At 72.9% G+C, this 12,015-nt stretch carries 7 protein-coding genes; all 7 read right to left on the reverse strand.

Annotated elements, in window-relative coordinates; genetic code table 11:
- Positions 1-26: 26 nt before the first annotated feature.
- Positions 27-2,753, reverse strand: coding sequence for an Ig-like domain repeat protein (locus tag KG111_RS13070; protein ID WP_205292060.1), 2,727 nt, complete (start codon positions 2,751-2,753; stop codon positions 27-29).
- Between the two features lie 67 nt (positions 2,754-2,820).
- A complete protein-coding gene (locus KG111_RS13075; RefSeq protein ID WP_205292061.1) occupies positions 2,821-5,655 on the reverse strand; it encodes an FG-GAP-like repeat-containing protein in 2,835 nt (944 codons plus the stop codon).
- Positions 5,656-5,676: 21 nt separating this feature from the next.
- Positions 5,677-7,764, reverse strand: a complete 2,088-nt coding sequence (locus KG111_RS13080; protein WP_205292062.1) for a hypothetical protein — start codon at positions 7,762-7,764, stop codon at positions 5,677-5,679.
- 109 nt (positions 7,765-7,873) lie between these two features.
- Entirely contained in the window at positions 7,874-9,157 is a 1,284-nt protein-coding gene (gene efeB, locus KG111_RS13085; protein WP_205292063.1) for an iron uptake transporter deferrochelatase/peroxidase subunit, read from the reverse strand.
- A 6-nt stretch (positions 9,158-9,163) separates the two neighbouring features.
- Complete coding sequence (gene efeO, locus KG111_RS13090; protein ID WP_205292064.1) at positions 9,164-10,360, reverse strand: iron uptake system protein EfeO; 1,197 nt, start codon at positions 10,358-10,360, stop codon at positions 9,164-9,166.
- Positions 10,361-10,397: 37 nt separating this feature from the next.
- Entirely contained in the window at positions 10,398-11,291 is an 894-nt protein-coding gene (gene efeU, locus KG111_RS13095) for an iron uptake transporter permease EfeU (protein ID WP_205292065.1), read from the reverse strand.
- A 442-nt stretch (positions 11,292-11,733) separates the two neighbouring features.
- Positions 11,734-11,904: a hypothetical protein gene (locus KG111_RS13100; RefSeq protein WP_205292066.1), complete on the reverse strand. Its 171-nt coding sequence runs from the start codon at positions 11,902-11,904 to the stop codon at positions 11,734-11,736.
- Positions 11,905-12,015: the final 111 nt, after the last annotated feature.

The following is a 12,015-nucleotide window of genomic DNA, read 5'->3' on the forward strand; positions in this document are numbered from 1 at the left end:
CCCGGGCGCGGCAGCGGGACGCGGGCTCAGCGACGCGGCTTGAGCTTCACCTTCGCCGAGGTGGCGCGGGCGACGTTCGCCTTCTCCTTTGGCACGAAGGTCGCGCGGACGGTCACCGCCTTCTTCGCCTTCGGCAGCCGGACGACGACCTTGCCCTTCTTGGCCGCGGTGAGCTTCACCTTCACGCTCTTGCCGCCGGCCCTGACGACGACGGTGCCGACCGGGCGGGCACCGTTGTTGAGGGTGCCGACCCTGACGGTCACCTTCGGGCGGGTGCCCTTTCTGAAGGCGGCACCCTTGACCACGACCCTGCCGGGACGGGCCTTGGCGACCGCGACCGCCACCGCGGGGCTGGTCGCACCGGCCGCGGTCTCGGCGCTGCCGAGGAAGCGGGCGGTGATCCGGTGACGGCCGGCCTTCAGACCGGCGATCCGGGCGCGGGCGACCCCGTCGTGACCGACCGCGACCGTGGCCGCGAGCTTGTGGTCGGCATAGAACGCGACCTTGCCGCCGTGGACGGCGTGCCCGCCGGCCACAGTGACCTGCGCCTGGACCGCGCGGCCGTAGACGACGCGGGCCGAAGAGAGTGTGACCGCGATCGGCTGTGCCGCCTTCGCCGAGACCGTCAGGCTCGCCGGCGCGGTGCTGAACGCGGAGACGACGTCGTCACCGGGGTAGCTGACCCGGACCTGGTGCCGGCCGACGGCCAGTCCGTCGAGCTTCGCGGTGGCGACGCCGTCGACGACGGCGGCCGCGGCGACGGCGACGCCGTCCACCTCGAAGGAGACCGGCCGCGCCAGGGTGGCGGCGGTGGTGAACCTCGCGGTCACCTCCGTGCCGTGCTCGGCCGTGTCGGCGTCCAGGGTGAGCTCGCCCGTCGCGGTCTGCTTGCCGACGACGACCTGGGTGCTCGCCGTCGTGGGCTTGAGCCGCGCGGCGTCAGCCGGCACGAAGCCGACCGTGACCTGGTGGCTGCCCGGCCCGCCGACCCACTCGAAGGCGGCGACACCGTCGGTGACCGGCACCTGCTGCAGGTCCGCGACCGGCGCGCCGTCCACGCTCACCGTGGCCACCCCGTCCACCGCGGCGTTGCGGACGCCGGTGGACGGACGCACGGAGACGTCGAAGGCGACCGGCTCGCCGGTCACCCGCTGCTCCCCCGCGGTCACGGTGACCTTGGTGGAGAGCGCGCCGCGCAGCGCGACAGTGACGTTGTTGCCCTGACCGCCGAAGGCGACGTCCTGCACGCCGTTGCCGTCGACGTCCCCGGCCGCCCCGACCGTGCGGCCGCTGGTGCCGGTGCCGGTCTCGCTGGTGAACCGCTCGCCCTGCGCGGCGGTCAGGTCGGCGAGGCTCAGGGTCGCGACCCGCTCGGGCTCGCTGTAGATCAGGTACGCCGCGCCGGTGCTGCCCTCGCCGTACGCGCCGAGGAGGAAGTCCGGGACGGCGTCACCGTTGGCGTCCGGCATGCCGGCCACCGAGAAGCCAGTGTGGGCATCGGCCGAGGCACCTTGCACCCAGTAGCCGCGGCGCACCTTGCTGCTGTCCGCGCAGGTCGCGTCGAGCGCGCCGTCGGCACAGCTGTAGACGGCCGGGCCGTCGGCGGCCAGCGGGTCCGTCATCACCGGGGCGTCGGAATCGCTGCCGAGGACGACCGCCACGCCGCCGTGGATCCCGGCGTCGGTCGCGCCGTCGGCGCCGAGGACGAAGTCGGCCTGGCCGTCGCCGTCGATGTCGCCGATGCCACCGGCGGCGATGCCGAGGCGGTCCTTGCCGCGGGTCGGGCCGGCGACCATGAAGCCGCGGCCGGCCAGCGCGCCGACGTCGACCACGGCGGGGCCGCCGCCGTAGACGACGTAGCCGGCGCCGTTCCCGGTGGTGCCCGCCCAAGGAGTGGCCACATAGCTGCCCAGCAGCAGGTCGTCCTTGCCGTCGCCGTTGACGTCGCCGGCCGCCTCGACGGTGGCGAGCCGCTCCTCGGCCTTCCCACCGTCGATCACGGCGAGCACCTGCTCGGTGTCGGTCTGGACGTCGACCGGCGTGGTGCTCGCCTTGCCCTTGACCACCCAGACCCGGCCGGAGTTGGTGCGGCCGTTGTTGTCGGCCAGCAGGTCGCCGATCGCGATGTCGGCCAGGCCGTCGCCGTCCACGTCGCCCGGGCCGGTGACGGCGTAGCCGAAGTTGTCGGTGCCGCCACCGGCGGTGGTGCCGGCCACCGGGTCGGTGATCGTGTAGCCACGGGTGCCCAGGTCGGACAGGTCGAGCGGGCCGAAGTCGCGGGAGCCGAAGACCACCGCGACGGAGTGGTAGGCCCGGCTGCCGGTGCCGACCACGAGGTCGTCGATGCCGTCGCCGTTCGCGTCGCCCAGGCAGCTGACCGACCAGCCCAGCCAGGCGCCGGCGGGCACCTCGACCGGCGGGCCGTCCAGCCGGACGGCGCCGGCCGCCGAGGGCTCGGTGGCGTCGCCGCCGGTGACGTCGGTGCCGCCGAGGAGCACGTAGGCGGCGCCGACCTGGCCGTACTCGCCGCGCTCCCAGCCGCGGTCACCGACCACGACGTCGTCGACCTGGTCGCCGTTGACGTCGCAGCTGGTGCGCGACAGGGCCGAGCCGAAGGCGCTGGTCTCCGCGCTGAAGGCCAGCTGGTGGGAGACGGTCGTGGCCGCCCCGTCCGCGGCCGTCGCCGTCGCGGTGACGGCCATCGAGGCCGTCAGCGCCGCGGCGCCGACGGCGACCGCCTTGCGTGCGCTCATGTTCGTGGTTCTCCTCTCGACCGGTCGCCCGGTGCTGTACGTGGTGTCGTTGTCTGGTGGGCTCAGGTCACCGGCGAACGCGGAGCTTGACCCGGGCCACCGGCGAGGCGGCAACCTGGCCGGCCTTCGCCGGCACGAAGCGGACCTTCGCGATCGCCGGGCCGCGACGCTTGGCGAGCCGCACCGTCACCGCACCGCGGTGCTTGGCGGTCAGCTTGACCTTGGTGGTCCGGCCACCGACGGTCACCTTCACCACGCCGACCGGCTGGGTGCCGTTGGAGACCCGGGGTACCCGGATCACCAGCGTGGGCCGGGTCCCGACCTTGAACCGGGGGGCGCGCAGCTTCGGCCGGCCCACGGTGGCCCTGACCACCCACAGCGTCACCGCGGACGAGGAGGCCGTGGTGGTCCCGTCGGCGGCGCGCAGCCGGGCCTGCACCCGGTGCGAGCCGACCGCCATCGTGCGCGGCAGGGCGAGGCGCACGGTGCCGGCGGCGCGGCCGGTGGCGACCACCCGCTGGCCGACCAGCAGTTCGACGGTCCCGGCCGTCGGTGCCGGGCTCAGCGCGACGGTGGCGGTCGCGGCGCCGCCGTAGCCGAGGGACCGGCGGGAGAGGGTGAGGCCGACCGAGGTCTGCACCGCCTCCTCCTGGTACGTCGCCGTCGACGGCTCGAGGACGGTGACCTCGCGCTGCGGGTCGGTCAGGCTCGGCGCGGTGAGGCCCGAGAAGGCCGCGGTGACCTGGGTCAGGTCCGCCTCAGGGATCTCGCAGGTCGCGACCCCGTCGACGACGGCGACCGCCTCGCAGCCGGTCACCGGCTGGTCCCCCAGGGCGAAGGCGACGGCGCCCGCCTCGACGGCCGCCGTGGAGGAGGCCGCGCTCACCGCGGCGGTGAGGGTGACCCGGTCACCGGGGGCCGGCTCGGCGTCCAGGCTCAGCGTGGTCCCGTCGACCACCAGCACCGGGGTCGTCGTGGCCCGAGCCGCGCTCCAGCGTCCGGCCTCGCCGGCGTGGCCGGCGCCGATCTCGTGACGGCCGTACTCGGTGAGCGAGGTGCCCTGCTCGCAGAAGGCGAAGGAGCGGTGCGGAGCGGTGATGCTCGCCGCGACGCTCTCGCAGCCGGCCAGCGGCTCGCCGTCGACGGTGAACTCCACCTCGCCGGCGACCCCCTGACGGGTGCTCAGTCGCAGGTTCGCGCGCAGGTCCAGCACGTCCTTGGTGCTCAGTACGGCGTTCGCCGATCCGACCAGCTCGCCGCCGTCGCCGACGCGGCGCGAGACCGCGAGGGTGAGCGAGGCGTCCAGCTCACCGCGCAGCGCGACCGCGACGGCGCCCTGCCGGTAGGAGGCGTGGTCGCTGCGGCCGGGCGCGGCGACGGCGTAGTCCTCCACGCCGTTGGCGTCGACGTCGCCGACCCGCGCCACCTGCTGACCGAAGCGCGAGGGCCGGCCGGCGGCCTGGCCCTCGCCCCGGGAGCCGTCGAGGCGGTCGCCGTCGGCGGAGGTCAGCTCGCTCAGCCGCAGCGGTGCCTCGCCGCCCCGGCCACGCAGCAGGTAGGCCGCGCCGGCGTCGACCAGCGCGGCGTCACCGGCCACGTCGTGGCCCGGCGCGCCGATCAGCAGGTCGCTGCGACCGTCGCCGTCCAGGTCGCCGAGCCCGGCGACCGAGTAGCCGAGCCCCTCGCCTCGCTGCGCGGCGGTGATCCAATAGCCCGCCGAGCCGGCGGTGCCGCGCACGGTGCCGGCGGTGGCGTCCACCGTGATCTGCTGCTCCGCGGCGGCGCCGAAGACGACCGCCACTCCCCCGTCGGCGTCGAGGCCGTCGGCGGCACCGACCAGGTAGTCCTCGACCCCGTCGCCGTCGACGTCGTCGGCCAGCGCGAGCGAGGCCCCGAACCCGGCCGGGCCGCGCATCCACACGCGGCCGTCGGCAGGGTCGAGGGCGGACAGGTCGAGGTGACGGGCCTGCGCGCCGGCGGCACGGCCGTGGACCAGCCACACGGTGCCGGCGGCCGGCGAGGCGACCGCGAGGTCGTCGAGGCCGTCGCCGTTGACGTCGCCGACCTGCTGGGCCTGGGCCAGAGCATCGCCCGGGGCCGCACCGTCGATGACGGCGACCACGTCGGTGGAGGCGGCCCCGGTGGAGACCGGGACGGTGCGCACGGCGCTCGGCACGGTGGCCGACTCGACGCCGGCGAGCACCCAGAGCCGGCCGTTTCCGGCGCGGTCGCCGGTGCTCGCGGTGTGCTGGGAGACCACCAGGTCGCCACGCCCGTCGCCGTCCAGGTCGCCGGCGGCCTCCGCGGCCGTGGCCGCCAGGTTCGTGCTGCCAGTGGGGAACTGGTAGTTGCGGACCCGGTTGTCGAGGAGCCGACCGGCGCTGTTGCGGGTCGCTCCGAAGAGGTTCAGGCCCAGCGTCCGCGCCGAGGCGGCCGGCAGCTGGACGACGTCGTCGTGGCCGTCGGCGTTGACGTCGCCGACGCACTGCCAGCCGCCGAGGGCACTGTCGGCGTGGTGGCTCCACCACTGCGGCAGGTCGATGTAGGAGTCCTGGTTGCCGGAGACGTCGCGACGGTAGGACGGCATGTCGGCGTACGCCGGGGAGCCGTAGCCGACCGCCGCGCCCGCGGTCAGGTCGCCCAGCCCGTCGGCGTCCAGGTCGCAGACCTCGCCGTTGAGCCGCTGGCCGAGCTGCTGGTCGGCCTTGCCGCCGTGCCAGGTCAGCGTCGAGGGCGCCAGCGACGACGCGCTCGGGGCGGCTGGGCTCGTGGCCGGGCTCGTGGCCGGGCTCGTGGCCGGGCTCGTGGCCGGGCTCGTGGCGGCGTGGACGGGCGCACTGGCCAGCACGCCGCCGACGAGGGTGAGCGCCAGGCTGGCGCTGGTGCGGAGGGGACGCCTCATGTTCTTCTCCATCTCCCCGCGTCAGTTCGGGGCGTGGACGCCGAGGGAGTTGCCCTGGGCGTCGGTGCCGTAGTCGTAGAAAAAGCCGAGCGTCGCGGGAGCGGTCGCGCCCTTGCGCTGCAGCCCCTCGTGCTGGCGGGTGCTCCGGTTGGTCACGCTCGGCGTGGTGCGGGTGACGTACCGGGTGTTGTCGGTCCGCGAGATGTAGGTGCGGATGGACGCCGGGGAACGGGTGCTCTTGGCGTTCTTGCCCCACGGGTCGGCGTAGACGACGGCGGTGTCGGCCTCGGCGTTGTCGACCTTGGTGGTGGTGATCCAGGCGTCGCGGATGGCGCCGTTGAACCACGCCTTCGGCGACTTCCGGTCGATCAACGTCGCCGAGCCCGAGGCCTGCGTGCGCCACGGCGCCCAGCTCTGCTGGTTGCCGCTCTGCCAGGCGAGGTCGTTGAAGTAGGCGACCTGGGTGTCGGTGGCGCCGTTCCCGACGTAGTAGCGCGACGGGTTCTGCAAGCCGAACCACGGCTCGAACCGGGCGATCTCCTTGCCCTCGGCGTCGGTGATCGAGTTGAACGACTGCCACTGCTCGTAGCCAGCCCACCACCAGGAGTTGGCGGAGGCGGCGGGGCTGCCGCGACGGTCGTCGACGGTGTCGGTGCCGTTCTCGGTGCCGTTCTTCAGGTACTGCTCGACGCAGTCGGCGGTCGGGATGATGCGGCTCCCGCCCTCGCCGTCGGGCAGCACCGACCCGATGGTCTGCACCGCGCGGGCCTCGGGATGCTCGGCGGTGAACGGCCGGGTGCAGGAGGCGTGCAGCTCGTTGGCGTTGCCGTAGTTGCTCATCAGGTACGTGTGCAGCTTGGTGCCGTCGTTGCAGGCGAGCGCGTAGAACAGCTCGTGGGTGTTGTTCTTCGTCGCGTCGCCGGAGTGGCTGCCCTGGTGCGCCTTGATCAGGTGGTCGCAGACCAGCGGCTGGGTGTCGCCGTAGCGGTCGACGAAGTCGACGCCCATCTGCTGGTCGTTGGAGACCACGACCTTCTGGCCGGGGTCGTCCTCGTGGCGGTGGACGCCGCCGCCGTAGATCTCGCTGTACTCGGAGAGCATCTCCGAGCCGTAGCCGAACGGGATCCCCTCGGCCTCGGGGTTCTCGGCGCGGAACTGCTCGATCGCCCACTCGTAGATGTCCGAGCTGGTCGGGTCGTCCCCGTGCTCGTGACCGAAGGTGCAGGTGCTGCCGTCGGCTCGGGTGTGCACCGGCGGGTGCCAGCTGGGGTAGAGCTTGCCGTCCGGGCCGGTGGCGGCGTAGCTGTTGTGCTCGGCGCGGGTGCAGGTGTCGTACTGGGTCGGGGTCCAGCCCCGCGCGTAGGCGGCCGACTCGCCCTCGGAGCCACCGTGGTCGTGACCCTCGCCGTGCATCCGGAGCCGGACCGCCGTGCCGGCGGCCACCCGCTCGGGTGTGGTCTCGGTGAGCCGGACCTGCCCGCCGACCCATCCGCCGTCGGTGCCGAGCGCGGAGATCTGCGCCGAGGTGAGCGGGAAGCGCAGGGTCGCGACCCCCTTGGCGGCCACCCGCACCGGGCGCGCCGCGCCCGCCTTGCCGGCGATCCGCAGCGTCGCGCTGCCGGTGCACCGGACGGCGGCCGAGCCGCAGGCCACGCTCACCTGGGCGACGTGGTCGGCGGCGACGTCCACCTCGGTGCCGCGGACCCGCAGTGCGGGCCTGGCGGCGCGCAGGACGACCTTGCGCTTGACGACCTGCCGGCCGGCCGCGCTCACCCGCACCGTGGTGATCCGCTTCTTCGCCGCCACCTTCCGGTACTGGGCGGCGGTCAGGACGATCCTCACCTTCGTGGCCTTGCCCCGCTTGACCCGGTACGCCTTGGCGCGGGTGCCGGCACCCGCGACGGTGAGCTTCACCTTGCCCTGGCAGCGGGCGGACTTCGTACAGCGCACCGCGACGACCACCGCTCGGTCGGTGCCGACGATGGCATCGACCGAGGCCACGACCGGCCGAGGGGCGGCCTCCGCGGTGGCGGCGGTGCCGCCGATCAGTCCTGCGAGCAGGACCCCGACTGCGCCGACCTGCGGCCAACGACGACGTTCTTGCGACACGGTGGATGACTCCTTGGGGTCGAGGGCTGCGCCGGGCAGCCGGAGCGAGGTGAGGAAGGCCGACCGGTGAGGACGGCGGGTGAGGTAGCGGGTGAGGTGGCGGGTGGGCTCAGTCGAAGAGGAACTGGCCGACCCACTCGCCGGGTCGGATCCCGCCGGGGACGGCGAACAGGGCGGACCCGACATGGCGGATGTACTCGTTGAGGGTGTCGGCCTTGAGCGAGTTCTGGATGTCGATGAACTGCTGCGGATCGCGCTGGAAGCTGATGAAGAACAGCCCCGCCGACAGCTGGCCGAGCGGGTTGTTGCCGTCGACGAAGTTGTAGCTGCGCCGGAGCATCCGCTGGCCCTTGTTGGCGTCCGGGTGCGAGAGCCGGACGTGGGAGTCGAGCGGGATGAGCGGCTCACCGTCCGCGCCCACGTGGGTGAAGTCGGGCTCGGTGAACTCGCCGCCACCCGAGAGCGGGGCGCCCTCCTTCTTGTCGCGTCCCATGATCTTCTGCTGCTCGTCGAGACTGACCCGGTCCCAGTTCTCGATCGTCATCATGATCTTGCGGGTCACCAGGTAGGTGCCGCCGGCCATCCAGGCGGGCTCGGCGTCGTCCGGGACCCAGACCCAGCGCTCCAGCGCCTCGGTCTCGTCCGACATCACGTTGGCGGTGCCGTCCTTGAAGCCGAAGAGGTTGCGCGGGGTGCTCTGCGACCGAGTGGTGGCGGCGGTGCGCCCGAAGCCGATCTGACTCCAGCGGATCATCGCCGTGCCGAACGCGATCCGGGTGAGGTTGCGGATCGCGTGCACCGCGACGTGCGGGTCCTCGGCACAGACCTGCAGGCACAGGTCGCCGTCGCTGATCGGCTCCTCGAGCAGGTCGAAGGCGAAGAGCGGCAGTCGGTTCAGGGCCGCCGGACGGCGGTCCGTCAGCCCCAGGCGCCGTCCCAGCTCGCCGGTGAAGAGCGACGGGCCGAAGCCGAAGGTCACGGTGAGGCCGTGCGCGCCGAGGTCGAGGGTCTCGCCGGTGTCGTCCGGCGGCGCGAGCAGCGGGCCGCCGACGGCGCCGTCCTCGGTGACCGGCTGGCCGCGGGTGAGCCGCTCGGCGGCCGCTGTCCACTCCTGCAGCAGCGCGATCAGGTCCTCCCGGGTCGCGCCCTCGACCAGGTCGTAGGCGGCGAAGTGCAGGTGCTCCTGGACCGGGGTGACCACCCCGGCCTGGTGCGCACCGCGGAAGGCGTAGGTCAGCTCCCCCGCGCCGCCGCCGTCGGCGGAGGCGCCGGCCCGGCCGGCGACCACGCCGGCGCCGGCGCCCAAGGCGCCGACACCGGCTGCGCCGAGCACTCCCCGACGCGACCAGCGGCCGATCGTCGGGGAGGGCCGGCCCGTGCCCTGCTGGCTCACCGGCGACTACTCGCTCTCGAGGCCGAGCACGGCGCCGGTGATCTGCGAGAGCGGCTCGCTGAGCGCGTTGAGCTGCGCGGCGAGCTTGTTGCGCTCCGGCTGCTGCACGGTGTCGTAGGAGACGTAGCCCTTCTCGTAGCTGCCATAGGTGTCGAGCAGCTTCTTCATCGCGGCGAACTCCGTGTCGAGCTCGGCGACCAGCGCCTCGGCGCCCTTGGCCACGGCGAGGTCGCGGACCGCGGTGTAGGCGACCTCGGCGCCCTCCACGTTGGCGTAGAAGTCGTACAGGTCGGTGTGGGAGAACTCGTCCTCCTCGCCGGGGAGCTTGCCGTCCGGGGCCGCGACCTCGTCCAGCAGGCCGATCGCGCCGTTGGTGATGTCGGCGAGCGAGAGCACGAAGTCGTCGGCGTGCACCTTCTCGTAGAGCTCTCCGACGTTGGTCACCAGCTGGTCGGCGACCTTGTCGCGGCCGGCCTGGTCGAGGGGGGCGATCTTCTCGTCCGGGTAGTTCTTGCGGGCCTCGGAGATCCACAGATCCATCTCGATGCGGTGGAAGCCGGTGAACTCCAGGCCCTCCGCCTCGGCGCCGGGCTTGCGGTAGTCGATCTTCGGGTCGAGGTCGCCGAACTGGGCGGCGGTGGGCTCGATCCGCTCATAGTTGATCCGGCTCAGCGGGTAGAGCCGGCGCGCCTCGTCGTCGTCCCCGGCCTTGTAGGCCGCGGTGAAGGCAGCGACGCCCTCGACCAGCTCGGCGGCCTGGGTCTTGGTGTAGGCGGTGTAGCTGTCCACCGCGGCCTGGATCTCGGCCTCGTCCTCGGGGTCGATCTCGACGGCGTCGCCGGTGACGGTGAAGGGCGTCTGGTCGACGCCCTTGCCGACCATGCCCGGCTTGCAGACGGTGAAGTACGAGCCCGGCTGCGCCTGGACGGTCAGGCTGCGCGAGACGCCGGGGCTGATGTTCTCGACCTCGCCGACGATGCTCAGCCCGTCCTCGGCCAATATGTAGAACTCGGTGACCTTGTCGCCGGTGTTCTCGACGTCGAAGGTGACGTTGCCGCTGGTGGCCTCGTCGGTCTCCACCGTGCACGCGTCCGCCGAGCTGGTCACGGCGATCGCGTCGCTGCCCTCCGCGTCGTTCGCCACGCACCCGGTGAGCGCGAGGGTTGCCAGCGCCATCGTCGCGAGCGAGGCCTTGTGGTTCATGGTTCTCCTTGAGTGGTGGGTGAGGTCCGGGCGCGTTTCAGTTCGCGGCACCGGCGAGGGCCGTCCGACGACGACGGGAGCGGAGGATCGCGGCGACGTAGCAGCCGCCGACGATGACGAGGTAGAGGAACCAGGCGAGGACCTCGAGACGGGTCATCTCGGGCGCGAAGCCGATGGTTCCCTTCAGCAGCGCGGCGAGCAGGCCGTCGGGGGCGATGACGTCGGGGATCCGGAAGGCCCATGCCTCCGTGCCGTACAGGCCGCTGACGAAGGAGCCGGCGCCCTCGGGAGCCGGTGCGAACGGGCCAGGGAGGAAGGCGGCCTCCTGGAGGTCGTGGATGCCGTAGGCCAGCACCCCGGCCGCGACCACGACCAGCAGGCCGCCGGTCCAGGTGAAGAAGGCGCCCAGGTTGATCTTGAGGGCACCGCGGTGGATCAACCAGCCCAGGACCACCGCGGTCAGCAGGCCGAGGACGGCACCGACCCAGGCGGTCGGGGCGTTCTCGCTCGCCCGCACCGCGGACCAGACGAAGAGGGCGGTCTCCAGGCCCTCGCGCGCCACGGAGATGAAGCCGAGCGCGGCCAGCCCCCAGCCGGCACCCGCCAACGCCTTGTCGACGCTGGACTCCAGGTCGACGCGCAGCGAATCGGCGGTGCGCTGCATCCAGAAGATCATCCAGGTCAGCATCGCCACGGCGAGGATGGACAGGGAGCCGCCGATCGCCTCCTGCGCCTGAAAGGTCAGACCATAGGTGCCGAACGTGAGGATCGCGCCGATGGCCAGCGAGCCGACCACCGCGATCGCGACCCCGACCCAGATCCGCCAGAGCACGTCACGGCGGCGGATCCGGTTCACGTAAGCCACCAGGATCCCCACGACCAGAGCGGCCTCGAGCCCCTCGCGCAGGCCGATGATGAACGTGCTGAGCACGGGGCGTTCCTCTCTCGTCCGGTTGGCGCCGCCGACCGGCGGCTGCACAACGGACCCCGAATGGTCAGATGTTGTTCAGGGCAGCCTCACCTGAATCGACGAGAAACATAAGGCAAGCCTTACCTGAGTTGTCACCCGGGTCCGCGTGCCGGGTACGTGAGCGTCACCGCCCCGACCCGGGCACGCGCAGCACCGCGGCAGCCGTCCGTCGGTGATCGCCTCCCTCGACGTGCTGATCGCCGACACGGACGCGGAGGCACGCGACCTGGCGCTGCCGGAGGTCTGTGCGATGGCGCAGTCGCGCCGGACCGGGCTCTTCGAGGCACTCGAGCCGGTCGCAACGATCCGCGATCGACTCCGGGACGACCGGCTCGCCGACCGGGTCGAGCGGGCTCTCAACCGGGTCGGCGCAGGCACGCCGGCGACCGTGCCCCCGGCTCGATCAGCTCGTCGAGCGGACCGGCGCCGACGAGCTGCTGGTCAGTCGAGTCCCCGATAAGTGGTGTAGCGCGGTCGCCGAGATCGTCAGCGGCGTGTACGACAGACGTAGACGATGATCAACGCCCTGGTCGGTGACCCACTCTTTTAGCCATGCGTCCTTGATGTTGAGCATCGCGGCCACCTCGGCCCGGTCAGGGACGACTAACGACGCTCAGAGACGCTTCGAGTCCCGGCAGGATCCCGGGTACCAGCACAGCGCGTGCCGGGCATGCTCGCTGAGAGT

The sequence above is a fragment of the Nocardioides faecalis genome (genome assembly GCF_018388425.1).
GTDB classification, from domain to species: Bacteria; Actinomycetota; Actinomycetes; order Propionibacteriales; family Nocardioidaceae; genus Nocardioides; species Nocardioides faecalis.

Excerpts from the sequence above, each read along its gene's own strand:
- KG111_RS13075 (WP_205292061.1), bottom strand. The coding sequence starts at position 5,655 with ATGAGGCGTCCCCTCCGCACCAGCGCCAGCCTGGCGCTCACCCTCGTC.
- KG111_RS13100 (WP_205292066.1), bottom strand. The coding sequence starts at position 11,904 with ATGCTCAACATCAAGGACGCATGGCTAAAAGAGTGGGTCACCGACCAG.
- KG111_RS13070 (WP_205292060.1), bottom strand. The coding sequence starts at position 2,753 with ATGAGCGCACGCAAGGCGGTCGCCGTCGGCGCCGCGGCGCTGACGGCC.
- efeO (WP_205292064.1), bottom strand. The coding sequence starts at position 10,360 with ATGAACCACAAGGCCTCGCTCGCGACGATGGCGCTGGCAACCCTCGCG.